General features: G+C 64.5%; 14 protein-coding genes and 1 pseudogene. 9 read left to right on the top strand and 6 right to left on the bottom strand.

Features of this window, described 5'->3' with window-relative positions; translation table 11 throughout:
• Positions 1-211 precede the first annotated feature (211 nt).
• Positions 212-2,089, top strand: coding sequence for an ABC-F family ATP-binding cassette domain-containing protein (locus DYI24_RS07655; RefSeq protein ID WP_164571863.1), 1,878 nt, complete (start codon positions 212-214; stop codon positions 2,087-2,089).
• Positions 2,090-2,092: 3 nt separating this feature from the next.
• Here the strand turns inward: DYI24_RS07655 and DYI24_RS07650 are convergent, their stop codons facing one another.
• The 3 genes from DYI24_RS07650 to DYI24_RS07640 form a co-directional block, all read right to left on the bottom strand.
• The gene (locus tag DYI24_RS07650; protein ID WP_107344930.1) at positions 2,093-2,632 is read right to left on the bottom strand and encodes a hypothetical protein; all 540 of its coding nucleotides are present in this window, start codon (positions 2,630-2,632) and stop codon (positions 2,093-2,095) included.
• A 128-nt stretch (positions 2,633-2,760) separates the two neighbouring features.
• A complete protein-coding gene (locus tag DYI24_RS07645) occupies positions 2,761-3,213 on the bottom strand; it encodes a DNA polymerase III subunit chi (protein WP_107356010.1) in 453 nt (150 codons plus the stop codon).
• Positions 3,214-3,221: 8 nt separating this feature from the next.
• Entirely contained in the window at positions 3,222-4,724 is a 1,503-nt protein-coding gene (locus tag DYI24_RS07640; protein ID WP_164571862.1) for a leucyl aminopeptidase, read from the bottom strand.
• A 409-nt stretch (positions 4,725-5,133) separates the two neighbouring features.
• Between DYI24_RS07640 and lptF the strand changes: the two genes are divergently transcribed.
• The 8 genes from lptF to DYI24_RS07600 all read left to right on the top strand — a co-directional run bounded on the left by lptF (position 5,134) and on the right by DYI24_RS07600 (position 15,269).
• Positions 5,134-6,300 carry an LPS export ABC transporter permease LptF gene (gene lptF / locus DYI24_RS07635; protein ID WP_164571861.1) on the top strand — a complete coding sequence of 389 codons (1,167 nt, stop codon included), beginning with the start codon at positions 5,134-5,136 and terminating at the stop codon, positions 6,298-6,300.
• A gap of 13 nt (positions 6,301-6,313) precedes the next feature.
• Positions 6,314-7,399 carry an LPS export ABC transporter permease LptG gene (gene lptG, locus DYI24_RS07630; protein WP_107346633.1) on the top strand — a complete coding sequence of 362 codons (1,086 nt, stop codon included), beginning with the start codon at positions 6,314-6,316 and terminating at the stop codon, positions 7,397-7,399.
• A gap of 8 nt (positions 7,400-7,407) precedes the next feature.
• Positions 7,408-9,915 (top strand): LPS-assembly protein LptD, encoded by a 2,508-nt coding sequence (locus DYI24_RS07625; RefSeq protein WP_164571860.1) that lies wholly within the window; start codon positions 7,408-7,410, stop codon positions 9,913-9,915.
• A gap of 78 nt (positions 9,916-9,993) precedes the next feature.
• Entirely contained in the window at positions 9,994-10,920 is a 927-nt protein-coding gene (locus tag DYI24_RS07620; protein WP_164571859.1) for a SurA N-terminal domain-containing protein, read from the top strand.
• Between the two features lie 60 nt (positions 10,921-10,980).
• Positions 10,981-11,994, top strand: a complete 1,014-nt coding sequence (gene pdxA, locus DYI24_RS07615; protein WP_164571858.1) for a 4-hydroxythreonine-4-phosphate dehydrogenase PdxA — start codon at positions 10,981-10,983, stop codon at positions 11,992-11,994.
• Complete coding sequence (rsmA, locus tag DYI24_RS07610; protein WP_164571857.1) at positions 11,991-12,854, top strand: 16S rRNA (adenine(1518)-N(6)/adenine(1519)-N(6))-dimethyltransferase RsmA; 864 nt, start codon at positions 11,991-11,993, stop codon at positions 12,852-12,854. Before pdxA ends, rsmA begins: the two co-directional genes overlap by 4 nt.
• Before the next feature lie 16 nt (positions 12,855-12,870).
• Positions 12,871-13,929: an alcohol dehydrogenase gene (locus DYI24_RS07605; RefSeq protein ID WP_164571856.1), complete on the top strand. Its 1,059-nt coding sequence runs from the start codon at positions 12,871-12,873 to the stop codon at positions 13,927-13,929.
• Complete coding sequence (locus tag DYI24_RS07600; protein ID WP_349627750.1) at positions 13,872-15,269, top strand: hypothetical protein; 1,398 nt, start codon at positions 13,872-13,874, stop codon at positions 15,267-15,269. The genes DYI24_RS07605 and DYI24_RS07600 overlap by 58 nt, the downstream gene beginning before the upstream one ends.
• Positions 15,270-15,272: 3 nt before the next feature.
• On the opposite strand, the gene gmk is transcribed toward DYI24_RS07600, so the two are convergent.
• From gmk to DYI24_RS07585, 3 genes and pseudogenes are all read right to left on the bottom strand, one after another.
• Positions 15,273-15,935, bottom strand: coding sequence for a guanylate kinase (gene gmk, locus DYI24_RS07595; RefSeq protein WP_164571855.1), 663 nt, complete (start codon positions 15,933-15,935; stop codon positions 15,273-15,275).
• A 2-nt stretch (positions 15,936-15,937) separates the two neighbouring features.
• Complete coding sequence (locus tag DYI24_RS07590; RefSeq protein ID WP_107356018.1) at positions 15,938-16,825, bottom strand: YicC/YloC family endoribonuclease; 888 nt, start codon at positions 16,823-16,825, stop codon at positions 15,938-15,940.
• Positions 16,826-16,928: 103 nt separating this feature from the next.
• Positions 16,929-17,153: pseudogene (locus DYI24_RS07585) on the bottom strand (endolytic transglycosylase MltG); the annotation flags it as partial.

Here is a 17,153-nt window from a genome sequence, read left to right as displayed (position 1 = left end):
GCGCCGGTGATGTTGGGCTCGGTCGCATCGGGCTTGAGAATCGGGAAAGTCCGTTCGATCGCCATGGAATGTCCTTGAAAGCTAAGGGCGGGAGGGAGTTGCCGGGCTTATATCCACGCCGCCGCGCTCCGGCAAGCTGCGGGGCGCGATTCATCGGGCAACGCCTGCTCGAGCCGGTTGCCTTTGTGGCCCGACCCGGCCAAAACGCGCCATGCTCACGCTTACCGACATTTCGATCCGGCTCGCCGGACGGCTGTTGATCGACCAGAGTTCGGTCCAGATCGCCCCCGGCGCTCGCGTCGGCTTCATCGGCCGCAACGGCGCCGGTAAATCCACCCTGTTTCGCGCGATCCGCGGCGAACTCGCAACCGAGACCGGCCGGATCACCCTGCCGCCACGGTGGCGGATCGGCAGCCTCGCCCAGGAAGCGCCGAACGGTCCCGAAGCCCTGCTGGATGTCGTCCTGGCCGCCGATGTCGAACGGGCGGCGCTGCTGCACGAGGCCGAGACCGCGCAGGACCCGCATCGCATCGCCGACATTCAGACCCGGCTGGTCGACATCGACGCCCACTCGGCCCCGGCGCGGGCAAGTGCCATTCTCAGTGGCCTCGGCTTCTCAGCGACGGATCAGGCGCGCTCGTGCTCGGAATTCTCCGGCGGCTGGCGGATGCGCGTGGCGCTGGCCGCGACGCTGTTTGCTGCGCCGGACCTGTTGCTGCTCGACGAGCCGACCAACTATCTCGACCTCGAAGGCACGATGTGGCTCGAGGACCATCTCGCCAACTATCCGCGCACGGTGATCGTGATCAGCCACGATCGCGACCTGCTCGATACGTCGGTCAACGAGATCCTGCACCTCGACCGCGGCCGGCTGGTTCACTTCCGCGGAAGTTACTCGGCCTACGCGGATTTCCGCGCCAACAAACTGGCGCTGGACGCCAAGAATGCGAAGCGTGACGAAGCGCGGCGCAAGCATCTTCAGGACTTCGTCGATCGCTTCAAGGCCAAGGCCACCAAGGCACGGCAGGCGCAATCGCGCGTCAAGATGCTGGAGAAGATGAAGCCGATCGCGCCGCTGGTGGCGGACGATACTCCGGAGATCAACTTCCCGGCCCCTGAGAAAACACTGTCGCCGCCGATCATCGCGGTCGACAACGTCGCGGTCGGCTACGACCCCAAACATCCGGTGCTGCGGCAGGTCACGCTGCGGATCGATCCGGACGATCGCATCGCGCTGCTCGGCGCCAACGGCAACGGCAAGTCGACCCTGGTGAAGCTGCTGGCGAACCGGCTGCCGCCGTTCTCCGGATCGGTGACCCGCGCCGACAAGCTGTCGATTGCTTATTTCGCGCAGCATCAGCTCGACGAACTCAATGAAGACGGCTCGACCTACGACCACGTTCGCAAGCTGATGCCGGATGCGCCCGAGAGCAAGATCCGGGCGCGCGCCGGTGCGATGGGCTTCTCCGGCAAGGCGGCCGACACGCTGGTCAAGAGCCTGTCCGGCGGTGAAAAGGCGCGGCTGCTGCTCGGGCTCGCGACCTTCTACGGCCCGAACATGATCATCCTCGACGAGCCGACCAACCATCTCGACATCGACAGCCGCGCGGCGCTGGCGGAGGCGATCAACGACTTCCCCGGCGCGGTGATCATGGTGTCGCACGACCGCTATCTGATCGACGCCTGCGCCGATCGGTTGTGGGTGGTGGCCGAGCACAAGGTGAAACCGTTCGACGGCGATCTCGACGATTATCGCCGGGCCGTGCTGTCGTCCCGTGGCGCCCGAACGACGTCGTCAGAGACCAAGGAACGCAAAGCCGATGACAGCGCCGCCAAGGCGTCGGTACCGCGCCCCAAGAAGACGGTTTCGCTGAAGCAACAGATCGCCGATGCCGAAGCCGAGATCGACCGCATCACCGCGATCATCGAGAAGATCGATGCCGCGCTGGCGATCCCGGACCTTTTCACCCGCGATCCGAAACAGGCCGCTCAACTCAGCACCGCGCGCGCCAACGCGCAGGCGGCCTTGCAAGCTGCTGAAGAGAAGTGGCTGGAGGCGAGCGCGGCGCAGGACGCCGCGCAAAGCTGAGCGCTACTGCGCCGAGCGCGCGCTTCGCTTCTTCGCGCGCGTCGGCTTGCGTTCCTGAACAGCGTCCGGTGCACGCTCGATCGCGCTGAGCCGGCCCGCCGTGAAGGTGTAGATGCCGGCACGCGCTCCGCGGTTATAGGTCAGGACCGCGAGACGGTCGCCGCGCTCATTGTTCGACAGGCTGACATGATCCGGCGCACCGAGGCCACGCGCGACATCGCATTCGGTGTGGCCGAGCGCGACCGTGCCGCCTGCCGTCATCGGAGCGGCCTGCCCGTCCTGCGGTGCGTTGGGGTCGCCCGGCGCCGGCCCCATGCCAGGGCAGCGGCCGTCGGCGCTGATCAGGTCTTCCGGGGTCACCGGCTTGTCCGGCGTCAGCGGCGGGGTCTCGATCGAGATGTTCTTGATGAACACCCGGCCGGGCTTCGAGAACCACTCGGCGTCGCGCGACAGGAATTCAGGGGTGCCGGAACAGCCCGCAAGCAAGGGCGTGGTCAGCGCCAGCGTGATGAACAGCGGCCGCACGGAAAACTTCTGATACACGATCGATCGCGCCCCAATAGAGATCTTAAGCACTTGTCCAATCACCGATTTACGGCACCACCGTGACGGCCTTGCCGTAGCCCTGCGGTCGCCTTCAGCATCCACAGCCTGTGCCTGGTCTCGCCCGCCTAGTCCCGCCGCTGCCAGCGACCGGCCTCGTCGGCCTGCCAGTACGTCACCTCAAAAGCCTTCGCTTTGCACTGCTTCCAGGCGTCGCGGGCCATTGCCACCGCCTCGTCGTCATCGCCGTTAAACAGCAGCACCATCCGTTCGTAGCTGCCCGAATCCTCGGGCAGCGCTGCGTTGTCGACGAGGAACCGGACCTTGGCTCCATTCGGATTGCCCTCGCCCGTGGTCAGCAGGATTGGCTGATGCGCGGCGTCTGCCACACGCCAGGTGGCGTGCGGCAGAAACGAGTCGTCGCGATAGGTCCAAAGATGCGAGTCGAGCGCGTCGGCCCGCTCCTCGGACGTCGACTGCACCACCACCCGCCAGCCGCGCGCGAGTGATTTCTCGAGCAGCGGCGGCAGTACCTGTTCGACGGTCCTGCCTTGGAGGTGATAGAACAGCACTTCGGTCATCGCGCCGATTACTTCTTGGCTTCGTAGTACTCCGCCACGAGCTGATTGAGCAGACGGACGCCGTAGCCAGAACCCCAGCTCTGATTGATCTCGTTCTTCGGCGAAGCCATCGCGGTGCCGGCGATGTCGAGATGCGCCCACGGCGTGCCGTCGACGAAGCGCTGCAGGAACTGCGCCGCGGTGATCGAGCCACCGTTGCGCGATCCGGTGTTCTTCATGTCGGCAAACTGGGAATCGATCTGCTTGTCGTATTCCGGGCCAAGCGGCATCCGCCAAACCTTCTCGCCGGTGGACTGACCGACCGCGGTCAGCCGCTCCGCGAGCTGATCATTGTTGGAGAACAGGCCGGCATATTCGGTGCCGAGCGCCACCATGATGGCGCCGGTGAGCGTCGCCAGATCGACCATGAACTTCGGCTTATGCTTCTGAGCCACGTACCAAAGCACGTCGGCCAGCACCAAACGGCCCTCGGCGTCGGTGTTGATGATCTCGATGGTCTGGCCCGACATCGAGGTGACGATGTCGCCCGGCCGCTGCGCGTTGCCGTCCGGCATGTTCTCGACCAGGCCGATCGCGCCGACCGCATTGACCTTGGCCTTGCGGGCCGCGAGCGCGTGCATCAGGCCGACGACGCAGGCCGCGCCGCCCATGTCACCCTTCATGTCTTCCATGCTGGCCGACGGCTTGATCGAAATGCCACCGGTGTCGAAGCACACGCCCTTGCCGACGAAGGCGAGCGGCTGCTCGCCCTTCTTGCCACCGTTCCAGCGCATGATCACGGTGCGGCCCGGATGCGCCGAGCCCTGCGACACGCCGAGCAGCGCGCCCATCTTCAGCTGGGTCATCGCCTTGACGTCGAGGATCTGGACCTCGACGCCGAGCTTCTTGAGCTGTGCGGCCCGCTTGGCAAACTCTTCCGGATACAGCACGTTCGGCGGCTCGTTGACGAGCTCGCGCGCCAGGATGACACCGTCGACGACATGGCTGTCGGGCGTGAACGCCTTCTTGACCGCTGCCGGATCGGCCACCGCGAGCGTAACGCTGGCATTCGCCGCGCCGTTCTCGTCGTCCTTCTTCTTGGTCTTGTAGCGATCGAACTTGTAGGCACGCAGCCGGATGCCGGAGGCGATCGCGGCCGCCTGCTCGGGCTTCATCGCACCGGTCGGCAGATCGGCAATCACCGTCACGGCCGTATCGCCCGCACCGATCTTGCCGGCAACGGCGCCGCCGAGCTTGAGCAGATCGTAATCGTTGATCGACGCGACCTTGCCGGCGCCAACGACGATCAGGCGACCGACCTTCAGACCCTCAGGTGCCAACAGGTCCAGGGCGGAACCGGACTTGCCCTTGAACTGCGCGGTGGCAGCCGCGCGCTTGACGGTGGCAACCGCTGCCCCCAAGGCCTTGGTCGCCGTCGCGCCGAACTTCAGACCGTCGTCGCAGAACACGATCAGCGTGCCGCGCGCGGGCGTAGAAAACGGGACGAAACCGACCTTGACGGCGTCGGGCATTGGCATTCCTCCAAAAACAGGCTGTCGGCGGAAACGATCCGGCAGGCGCGGGTCCAAAGCCGTTGTTTTGGAGCGTTGAGGCGTCAAGTCAAGACAACATCGCTAAGCCGCGCAGCTTTCACGGGAAAGTGGATTGCGCAGCGCCCCGCCGGCAAATCGGCGGCGAGGTCACCGTCAACGGGGCAGTCGCCCTGTCTTTACATTGCGCGGGACGGGAATCTGTGGTCTTCGGGAGCCGGTCGCGCACCATTAACCATATCCCCAGTGCGCCGCGTCCCGGCCATTTTGTTGACAGATCAGACAGATGGTAATGGCAACCTGGGACAAGGCCGGGCTTTCCGCCCTGGGGAGGATTCATCATGAATCCGGGCGGCCATAGAATCCGGATTCGAGGGGATCGTACTGAGCGATGGGCTCCATCGACCGCTATATCTTCCGCACGACGCTGGTGTCGTTCGCGGTCGTGATGGGCAGCCTCACGGGTGTGATCTGGATCACCCAGGCGCTGCGCGGCATCGATTTGATGACCAGCCAGGGCCAGACCATCATCACCTTTCTCGGGCTGACCGGCCTCGCCGTTCCGGTGCTGGTGCTGGTGATCGCTCCGATCGCGCTGATGATCGCGGTGGCCCACACCCTCAACCGGCTGGCAACCGATTCCGAAATCATCGTGATGAACGCCGCCGGCCTGTCGCCGATTCGGCTGTTCCGGCCGTTCTTCTACGCCACCATGGTGGTGGCGGCGCTCGTGATCATCATCGGTGCCTACATCGCCCCTGATGGGCTCCGCCGGATCGCGCGGTGGGACAGCGAGATTACCGCCGACGTGCTCGCCAACGTACTGCAGCCCGGCCGGTTCGCTCAGCTCGAACAGGGGCTGACGATCCGGGTTCGCGAGCGGCAGCCGGGTGGTCTGCTGGTCGGGGTTTTCATCGACGACGCCCGCGCGCCCAACGAGCGCATCAGCATCATCGCCGACCACGGCACCGTCGTGAAAAACGACAAGGGCTCGTTCCTGGTGCTGGAAGACGGCCACCTCGAGCGTTTCCAGACCGGCAAGGAAGAGCCCGCGTTGGTGGCGTTCAGCCGCTATGCCTTCGACATGTCGAAGTTCTCGCGTGCCCGCGACGTCGCTTACGGCATTCGCGAACGCTATCTATGGGAGCTGTTGTGGCCGGCGGAGAACGATCCGCTGCTGGCGCGGCTGCCGCCCGAATTCCGCTCGGAAATGCATGATCGGTTGCTGGCGCCGATCTATCCGTTCTTCTTCGCCGCGGTCGCCTTCGCCTTTCTCGGCCTGGCCCGGACCACCCGACAGAGCCGCAACTTCTCGATGGCCGGCGCCGTGCTGGTCGCTTTCGTGGTGCGACTCGCCGGGTTCGCGTTGTCGGTGATCGCCAACAAGACGCCTTACGTCGCCGGCCTGCAGTATCTGCTGCTGTTCGTCGCCACCGGGACGTGCCTGTGGCTGATCAACCGCAACGTCGTGATCGAACCGCCGGCGCGTGTAACTGAAGCCCTGAACGCCTTCAATGCGTCGATCGCCCGGTTGATCCGGCGACCGGTGCCGGCGTAACGCGGGGCGCATGATGGTCGTCAACACGCTCGGACGCTATTTCGCCCGCCGCTTCGTGATCGCCTCGCTCGGGGTGTTCTTCGGGCTGTTCGTGCTGCTGGTGTTCGTCGACTATGTCGACCTGCTGCGCCGTGCCGGCGGCCTCGCCGTCTCGGCGTTCTATGTCGCGCAGGCCTCGTTCTGCCGCGTGCCGCAATTGCTCGAACGGTTGCTGCCGTTCTGCATCCTGATCGGCGGCATGACCTGCTACCTGGCGTTGTCGCGGAGCCTTGAGCTGGTGGTCGCGCGCGCTGCCGGGCTTTCGGCCTGGGAGTTCATCTCACCTGCCCTGTGGAGCGCGATTGCGATCGGCATCTTTGCCACCACCGTATTCAATCCGCTGTCCGCGCACATGCAGGAGCGCGCCAAGCAGATGGAAGCCGAAATGTTCGGTGAGAACACCGGCGGGCTGCAGGATGCCAACGGCTTTTGGATGAACCAGGTCAGCCCTGACGGACAGGCGATCATCAACGCCGCACGCAGCCAGCAGCAAGGCGCGGTCCTCACCGGCATCACGGTGTTTCGATTCGAACCCGACTTCCAGTTCAAGGACCGAATCGAGGCGCGGGAGGCGGTGCTCGAACCGGGGCATTGGCTGCTGAAAAACGTACGCCGCTATACAATGAACGGTGCCCCGGTAGATCAAGACACCCTTGAGTTGCCGACGTCACTCACACTCGCGCAGGTCCGCAACAGTTTTGCCACGCCCGAAAGTGTGTCTTTTTGGCAACTTCCGACCTACATCAAGTCGTCGGAAAACTCCGGTTTTGCGACCGCTGGCTATCGCCTGCAGTATCACAAGCTGCTGGCAAAGCCGTTTTTGCTGGCCGCGATGGTCATGCTAGCTGCTTCTGTGAGCTTGCGATTCTTCCGTTTTGGCGGCGTGCAAAAGATGGTTTTGAGTGGCGTGGCCGCAGGCTTTCTGCTCTATATCCTGTCGAAAGTGACCGAGGATTTGAGTAAGGCTGAACTGATGCATCCGCTTGCTGCAGCGTGGTTGCCCGTGTGCGTGGGCGGTCTCGCTGGATTTCTAGCCTTGCTCTATCAGGAGGACGGATAGTGGCTGCGATGGCCGCCCTCCATGGAAAGCTGTCGACCAAGCGTCGGCGCACCAAGGTGCGCCGCGAGCGTGTGGTGACGGCTGTATTGCTGACGCCGTTTGCTGTGCTCGCGCTTGCGGGCGGGATGCAGGCGGTCGCGATCGATTCCGCCTCCGCTCAGGGCTACACCTACAATCCGCGCCCTGCCCGGCCGAAGCCGCCTCCGCCGCCGGCCGCCAACAACGGCCAGATGCTGGTTCAGGCCAGCGAGGTCAATTACGACTACAACAACAAGCGCGTCGCCGCGGTCGGCAACGTGCAGATGTATTACAACGGCACCACCGTCGAGGCTGATCGTCTGGTCTACGACCAGGACACCAAGCGGCTGCGCGCCGAGGGCAACGTCCGCATGACCGATGCGGACGGCAAGATCACCTACGCCAATTTCCTCGATCTGTCGGACGACTATCGCGACGGCTTCGTCGACTCGCTGCGGGTCGATACGGCGCAGGACACCCGCATCGCGGCGTCGCGCGCGGACCGCACCGGCGGCAATTACAACGTGTTCCAGAACGGCGTGTACACCGCGTGCGCGCCCTGTAAGGACGATCCGAAAAAGCCGCCGCTTTGGCAGGTCAAGGGCGCACGGATCATCCACGACCAGACCGACAAGATGCTGTACTTCGAAGATGCTCGGATCGAGTTCTTCGGCGTCCCGCTCGCCTACATGCCGTATCTGTCGACCCCGGATCCGACGGTCGCGCGCAAGACCGGCTTCCTGATGCCGGCCTACACGAGCAACACGACGTTCGGTTCAGGCTTCGAGATCCCCTTCTATTGGGCGCTCGCGCCCGACTACGACGTCACGATCACCCCGCGCATCACCACCAAGCAAGGCGTGTTGATGCAGGGCGAGTTCCGGCAGCGGCTGCTGGACGGTGCCTACGAGGTCCGCGCCTACGGCATCAACCAGTCCGATCCCGCCGCGTTCGGAGCGAATACGCCCGGCAACCGCGACCTCCGCGGCGCCGTCGATACCAAAGGCCAGTTCGCACTCAACGACAAATGGGTGTGGGGCTGGGAAGGCGTGCTGATGTCCGATCGCGCGTTCTTCCTGGACTATCGGCTGGCGCAATATCGCGACAGCTGGGGCACGTTCCTCAATCAATCGACCGAGGCGACGTCGCAGATCTATCTGACTGGCGTCGGCAACCGGTCGTATTTCGATATTCGCGCGATCCACTATCTCGGTTGGGCCGCGGCGGATATTCAGGGCCAGATCCCGGTCGTGCACCCGGTGCTCGACTATTCGAAGACGCTCGATCAGAACATCTTCGGCGGCGAGTTCAGCTACAAGACCAACCTGACCAGCCTGAGCCGCCAGACGGCGCAGTTCGATCCGGTCACCACCATCGCCAACACCACGGGGCTCTGCCTCAACACGTCGGCCGATCCGGCGGCGCGGCTGCCGTCGAGCTGCTTGCTGCGCGGCGTTCCCGGCACCTACACCCGGTTGACCGCGCAGGCCGACTGGCGGCGGTCGTTCACCGACCCCTACGGCCAGATCTGGACTCCGTTTGCTTCGCTGCGCGCCGACGCGATCGACGCCTCGATTTCGAACCAGCCGGGCGTGTCGAACTATCTGCTGCCGGGCGACACTCAGGCGATGCGGCTGATGCCGACCGTCGGCCTGGAATATCGCTATCCGTTCATCAACGTTCAGCCGTGGGGCACCACCACGATCGAGCCGATCGCGCAGGTGATCATCCGCCCGAACGAGTCCTACGCCGGCAAGCTGCCGAACGAAGACGCACAGACCATGGTGTTCGACGCCAGCAATCTGTTCAGCGTCGACAAGTTCTCCGGCTACGACCGCGTCGAAGGCGGCGGCCGCGCCAATGTCGGCGTCCAGGCAACCACGCAGTTCGATCAGGGCGGCTCGGTCAACGTGCTGTTCGGCCAGTCCTATCAGTTGTTCGGCCTGAACTCGTTCGCGGTGGCGGACGCCACCAACACCGGCCTCGACTCTGGTCTGGCTAAGCCGAAGTCGGACTATGTCGGCCGGGTGTCGTACTCGCCGAACTCGACCTACAAGTTCACCACCCGCGCACGCTTCAACGAAGCGACGTTCAACGTCGAGCGGTTCGAAGCCGAGGCCAGCGCCAGCTTCAATCGCTGGTCGGTGAGCATGATCTACGGCAACTACGCCGCCCAGCCCGATCTCGGATTCCTGACACGTCGTCAGGGCATTCTCGGAACCGGAACGCTCAAGATCGCATCCAATTGGGTGGTCTCGGGCGGTGCCCGCTGGGATCTTGAAGCCAACAAGATCAACCAATACATCGTCGGCGCCGGTTACGTGGACGACTGCTTCGTGTTGGCGCTGAACTACGTCACCGGCTATTCCTACGCCAACTACGGAACGACGCCGACGCTCAACCACTCGGTCATGGTGCAGATCGGACTCCGCACCATCGGCATGTTTGCGATGCAGCAGAATGTGTCTGGCGCAGCGAGCGGCATGTTCGGCCAATAGCGCGCGCCGCGCGGGCCTGAACCGTTTTCCGGCTCGCCACCATCCAGAACCCGATCGGCTGTGAGGTAAACGCGACCCATGACGAGCAAGCTTTCCCTTCGCATCATTGGCTTGGCGCTGTGCTGTGCGGCGGCGACGCTGGGTCTTGGAACGACGCAGGGCCAGGCTCAGTCGGTCGTGGTGATGGTCAATGGCGAACCGATCACCAATTTCGACATCGATCAGCGCTCGAAGCTGAACCGGATGTCGCACAAGGCTGACAGCCGGCAGCAGGTGCTCGAGGATCTGATCGACGAGAAGGTCAAGATCAAGGAAGCCAAGAAGTACGGCGTCAATCCCAGCGATTCCGACATCGACTCCTCCTTCTCCACGATGGCGTCGCGGATGCGGATGAGCACCGCGCAGATGACGAATATGCTGGCCGCTCAAGGCATTCGGCCGGATACGTTGAAGTCCCGGATCAGGGCCGAGATGGTCTGGGCGAGCCTGGTGCGCGGCCGCTTCAAGGACAGTCTCCAGGTCAGCGAGCGCGAAGTTCAGGCGCAGCTCAAGGGCGGAGACGACTCCAAAGCCGTCGAAAGTTTCGAGTATCAACTCCGGCCCGTGGTGATGATCGTTTCGCGCGGCTCGGGTTCGGAGTCACTGGAATCCCGCCGCAAGGAAGCGGAGCAGCTTCGCGGCCGCATCTCGAGCTGCGCCGAGGCGGATCGCGTCTTCAAAGCGATGCCGAATGCGGCGATCCGCGGCATCGTGATGAAGACCTCCGCCGACCTGCCGCCGGCCCTTCGCGAGATCCTCGACAAGACTCCGGTGGGCCACCTCACCCCGCCCGAAGCCACCAAGCAAGGCATCGAGATGGTGGCGCTGTGCGAGCGCAAGCAGTCGACAGCCGACACGCCGCGCAAGCGCGAAATCCGTGAGAAGCTGTTCGGCGAGAAGTTCCAGGCGAAGTCGAAAGAGTATCTGCAGGAAGTGCGCAAAGCCGCGATGATCGAGTATCGCTGAGACGTTGCAGCGAGCTTCCTTGCGACACAAGTGCCGGCGGTCCGCGCCTCGGAGTCGATCATGACCGGAATGGCAAAACCACTGGCGCTGACACTCGGCGAACCAGCAGGGATCGGCCCCGACATCGCCCTGGCGGCGTGGCTACAGCGTGAGCAACACGGACTGCCGCCGTTCTACCTTCTTGGTGATGCCGGCTGTCTGTCCCGCCGTTCCAAGCTGCTTGGCCTCGACGTTCCACTCGCCGAGGTCAAAGCCGAAGACGCCGTGGCTGCGTTTGCCACTGCCCTTCCGATCGTCTCCACGGGACACATCGCAACCGCGCAGCCCGGCCAACCGAACGACACCAGTGCGCCGGCCGCAATCGCATCGATCGAGCACGCCGTGGCAGACGTCCAGAGCGGCCGCGCAGCCGCCGTCGTGACCAACCCGATTGCCAAGAGCGTGCTGTACCAAGCCGGTTTCCGCCATCCCGGCCACACCGAGTTTTTGGCCGAACTCGCCAAGCGAGACGGCATCGTGCCGCAGCCGGTGATGATGCTGTGGTGCCCTACTCTCGCGGTCGTACCGGTGACGATCCATGTCTCGCTGCGCGACGCGATCACTCAACTCACTACCGATTTGATCGTGTCGACCGCGCGGATCGTCGTCAAAAATCTGCGCGAACGCATGGGGATCAAGCAGCCCCGATTGGCCCTCGCCGGCCTCAATCCCCATGCCGGGGAAGATGGGGCGCTGGGCCACGAGGACAGCGCCGTGGTCGCACCCGCGGTCGAGATGCTACGGGGCGAAGGCGTCGACGCGCGGGGACCGCTGCCGGCCGACACGATGTTTCATGCGGCCGCACGCAAGACCTATGACTGCGCGATCTGCATGTATCACGATCAAGCGCTGATCCCGATCAAGACCATTGCATTCGACGAAGGCGTCAACGTCACCCTTGGTCTTCCCTTTATCCGGACGTCACCCGATCACGGCACGGCGTTCGACATTGCTGGCAGCGGACGCGCCAATCCCTCGAGTCTGATCGCGGCCTTGAAGCTCGCCGCACAAATGGCATCGGCCAAGACCGCATGAGCGCGATCGACGATTTGCCGCCGCTGCGCGAGGTGATCCGGCGGCATGATCTCGCTGCGCGGAAATCGCTCGGCCAGAACTTCCTGCTCGATCTCAATCTGACGGCGCGCATCGCACGAGCAGCCGGACCGCTCGAGGGTGTCACGGTGGTCGAGATCGGGCCCGGTCCGGGCGGCCTCACCCGCGCCCTGCTGGCGACTGGCGCCAAGCGTGTCATCGCGATTGAGCGAGATGAGCGCGCACTCGGTGCGCTGGAGGAAATCGCTGCGCACTATCCTGGCCGCCTCGAGATTATCAGCGGCGACGCCATGGAATTCGATCCGCGCCCGCTGCTGAACGGTGACCGCGCCCGGATCGTCGCCAACCTGCCGTACAACATCGCCACCCCGTTGCTGATCGGCTGGCTGTGCGCCGAGCCATGGCCGCCGTGGTACGAGATGATGGTGCTGATGTTTCAGCGCGAAGTGGCGCAGCGCATCGTCGCGCATCACGACGACGACGCCTATGGCCGGCTTGCGGTGCTGGCGAACTGGCGCGCCGAAACGCAAATGCTGTTCGACATTTCGCCGTCCGCCTTTGTGCCGCCGCCGAAGGTGACCTCCTCTGTGGTGCGCCTGGTGCCTCGTCAGCAACCTGAGCCGTGCGATCGCGCAGCGCTTGAACAAGTCGCGGCCGCCGCTTTCGGTCAACGCCGCAAGATGCTGCGCCAGAGCCTCAAATCGCTTGGCGTCGATCCGGCACAGCTCACAGCGGCCGCCGGAATCGATCCGGCGCGGCGTGCCGAGACCGTGCCCGTTTCCGGTTTTGTTGCCATGGCGAACGAATTGGCCAATAGTCGCGCGATAAGAACACAAGCCTGAAAGGGAGAAACCCGACATGACGCAAATGCGTCGCCAGTCTCTGGTGAAATTCGACGCCCCGCTGTGTGAGACCATCATCGATGCGCCGAAGCCGCAGGGGCGCGAAGTGCTGGTGAAGATCGAGCGCTGCGGCCTGTGCCACTCCGACCTGCACATTCAGGACGGCTACGCCGATCTCGGCGGCGGCAAAAAGCTTGATACCACGCGCGGCATGACGCTGCCTTTCACCCTGGGCCATGAGATCGCCGGTGTCGTTGCCGAAGTCGGTCCCGATGCCCCGCAGGAGCTGATCGGCACCAAGAAAGCGGTGTTTCCCTGGATCGGCTGCGGCAAATGCCGTGACTGCCTCGCCGGCGACGAAAACCTGTGCGCCAAGAACCGCTTTCTCGGGGTGTCGATCGACGGCGGCTTCGCGACCCACGTGCTGGTGCCGGATGCCAAGTACCTGCTCGACTACGATCCGCTTCCGACCAATGTCGCGGCGACGTTGATGTGCTCTGGTATCACGGCCTATGGCGCCCTGAAGCGTCTGGTGGACCGGCCGCGTCAGCGCAATCTGCTGCTGATCGGATTGGGCGGCGTCGGCATGATGGGGCTGTCGCTGGCTCAGGCAATGTTCAAGCAGCCGATCGCAGTGGCCGATCTCAGCCCCGCAGCGCGCGAAGCGGCGCTGAAGAACGGCGCAGCCGTGGCCTATGATCCATCGGAGCCCGACGTTGCCAAGCGCATCTTCAAGGAGACCGACGGCGGCTTCGATGGCGTGGTGGATTTCGCCGGCAACGATAAGTCGATGAACTTCGCCGTCAGCACCGTTGCGCGGGGCGGCAAGATCGTGGTGTCGGGCCTGATGGGTGGCCAGTTCAGCCTGCCGATGGTGCAGTGGATCTACAAGCGGATGACCGTCGAAGGCTTCATGGTCGGCACGCTCGAAGAGACCAAGGAGCTGCTCGCCCTTGCGCGCGCGGGCAAAGTCAAGCCGACGCCGATGAAGGAAGAGCCGATGCAGGACGCCCAGAAGTGGATCGATCAGCTGCGCGCCGGCAAGGTCGTCGGCCGCATCATGCTGACGAACTAATCATCATCGTCTTCCTGGCATTGCGGGTTCCCAAAGCCGCAATGCCAGGCTCCGAATTGTCTCACCCTCACCGGATTGTCGGCATATTGCGACCCCATTTGTCGCGGAAAAAACGGGCGAACAGAAGTTCCGTTGTCCGCGTCAGAATGGGGAATGCCATGCACAACCGATCCGCGAAACTGCTGTTGGCCGTGAGCGCCGGCGCGATCGCGAGCGTTGCGATCACAGCAAGCCCCCTGTCCTCGGCGCAGGCCGACACCTGCTTGTCGGCACCGAACGCGCCCACCCCGGCCGGAAGTCATTGGTTCTACCGGGCCGACCACGCCGCCAAGCGCAAGTGCTGGTACTTGCGCAAGGTTGACGGCGCATCAGCAGCGGCAAATCCTACGGAAGCGACCTCGCCCGAGGCGACCGATACTGCCGACAGCTCCCCCGCCGCGGCCACAACTAGTCCAGCTCCATCTCCCAAAGCCAAGTCCGCTGCAGCACCGAGCATGACGCAGCCGACGGCGCCGTCGCAATCGAGTGCAGCTCCATTGCGCTCCTCCGTTGCCGATGCCCGCGCCGAATTCGCAGCGCCTCAGCAGCCGCAGACGGCCGCTCCCACGACGACCAATTCGCCGTTCCCCGCACCGGTGCTCACAGCGCCCGTGGAGGCGACACAGGCCGCGGCAACGCCTACCCCCGCGGCCGAGCCGTCGAGCGCACCCGCTCCCACCTCGATGAACGATCGCTGGTCGGATTCAGCAGCCGGTAGCGCTCCCGCCAGTGCCGATGCCACCGACAAGCTGCGCAAGGCCGCAAAGGCGACCAAGTCGGCGCCGGCATCCATCACCGAGGAATCGATGAGCGCCGGCACGCTTGCCACGCTGATCGGCGCCCTGCTCGCAGCCCTCGCGGTCGCCGGCGGCATCGCGGCCGCACTCATGAAATTCGGCCGCAGCGAGCCGATCGTCCGGCGTGAGCCCGGCGGACGTCCCGACCTCTGGGCGGGCCGGACCGAACCGGTTGCAACCGACATTTACGCCAATGACTTCCGACCGAGCCCGATCGACCTCGATGCTCCGCGACGCAAGCCGGCAACACCGCCGCCTGCCGAACACGTCGCGTCGGAGCATGACGTCGAACCGCCCGCCTGGATCAAGGCGGCCCGCGAGCGTCGTATCGCCAATGACAGCATTCGGCCGGGTGCGGCGGGGGTCGGCGCCTCAGAACTCAACAGCGCTCAGTCCCGGCCATCGTCCGAGATGGCGAGCCGATCGGTTGCGGAGCCTGCTCCGCCCGCAGCAGACGAAATCGAACAGTTGCTGGCGCTGGCGCAGAAGCGTTCTGCGGCGTGATCGTCAGCCTTCGAGCTGCTGGCGCATCCCGCGGACGAAGGCATCCAATCCGACTTGGCGCTCGCGCTTGAGCTGCTCGGCGCGCAGGATCGAGCGCACCGACTCGAAGGCAACGCCGATATTGTCGTTGACCACGATGTAATCATAAGCGTCGAAGTGGCTCATCTCGTCGCCGGCTTTCTTCATCCGGCCGCGGATCACTTCATGGGAATCCTGCGCGCGGGTGTGTAGCCGATGCTCCAGCGCCTGCACGGACGGCGGCAGGATGAAGACGCTGACCACATCGCTTCCAGCGCGACTGCGGAGCTGCTGCGTTCCCTGCCAGTCGATGTCGAACAACACATCGCGGCCGGCTGCGAGCGCGGCTTCGACCGGGGCACGCGGCGTGCCATAGCGATTGTCGAACACGTTGGCCCATTCGAGGAATTCCCCGGCGCCGACCATCTCGTCGAACTTCGGCCGATCGACGAAGTAATAGTCGCGGCCGTCGACCTCGCCGGGCCGCATCGGCCGTGTCGTTGCCGACACCGACATCTGCAGCCCCGGCATCTGCTCGACCAGCATCCGCGACAGCGTCGTCTTGCCGGCGCCGGAGGGCGACGACAGCACGAACATCAGCCCGCGCCGCTCGACACCGCTGTAGCTGGCCGCCGCTCCGTCGCTCATGATTACTCCAGATTCTGAACCTGCTCGCGGAACTGTTCGACGACATTCTTCATCGCCAGTCCGGCATTGGTCAGCTCCAGATCGATCGACTTGGAGCAGCAGGTGTTGACCTCTCGGTTGAATTCCTGCGCGAGGAAATCGAGCCGACGCCCGACGGCGCCACCCTTGGCGAGCATCTCGCGGCTCTGCGCGATGTGGGACGCAATGCGATCGAGCTCTTCCCGAATATCGGCTTTGGTCGCCATCATGATGGCTTCCTGATGCAGCCGATCAGGATCGAAACGGTCGGACGTATCGAGGAGCGCCGCGATCTGTTCGGCAAGACGCGCCTTGATCGCATCGGGCTTGCGGCCGGGCGCGGCCTCGGCCTGCTTGGCGAGCGCTTCCAGCTCATCCAGACGTTGAGCCAGCACCGCGCCGAGGCTCGCGCCCTCGCGCTTGCGCATCTCGATCAGGCTCTTCAGCGCTTCACCGAATGCAGTTTCGACGGCGGCGCGTGCGGCCTTCTCCTCGGCCTCGTCGGCCTCGGGCTCGACCACTTCGATGACGCCCTTGATGCCGAGCAGTCCATCGATGCTCGGCGCGACGGCGTCGACCTTGCCGGCGATCTCACTGGCAACCTTCAACACCGAGGCCAGCACATCCTGATTGATCTGGATGGCCGAGACCGCGTTGGCGCGCTTGACGGTGAGATTGGCGTAGACGGTGCCGCGGGACAGCACCTCGGCGGCACGCTTGCGGACCGGCGGCTCGATGTCGTCCCAGCCGGGCGGCAGCCGCATCCGGAAATCGAAGCCCTTGGCGTTGACCGACTTCAATTCCCACTCGAACACGTAGGGGCCGCTGGCACCGTGGCTGCGCGCAAATCCGGTCATGCTCGATAACGACATCGCGTCACAGTCTCCGGATTTCGAGGTTTAAGAATCGCCACGCATCGGCCGGCGGAACTTAACGCAAACTCCGCCGCGATGTGAACTGCCGGGCGCGTGCAAGTTACTCGGTCGCACCGTTCGGCGTCGCGTTGCGCGCGCGGCGCTTCTGCGCGCCGTTCTTGCCAGCCTTCGGCGCCCCCGCCGGCGCGGCTGACGCGGCAGGATCAGCAGCCGGCTCGGTGGCCGGCGCAGCTGCGGCCGGCGGCGTTTCTTCCGGCGGCTCGACGGTGTCGTTCTGGAGCTGCTTTTCCTGGGCGCGGAGCTTGCCGACGTTCTTCTGGTGCAC

Origin of the sequence: Rhodopseudomonas sp. BR0C11 (assembly GCF_010820945.1) — a bacterium.
In the GTDB taxonomy this organism is placed as follows: Bacteria; Pseudomonadota; Alphaproteobacteria; order Rhizobiales; family Xanthobacteraceae; genus Rhodopseudomonas; species Rhodopseudomonas palustris_H.
Note: the sequence above shows the minus strand (reverse complement) of the source record. Positions and strands in the feature narration are given on the sequence as shown.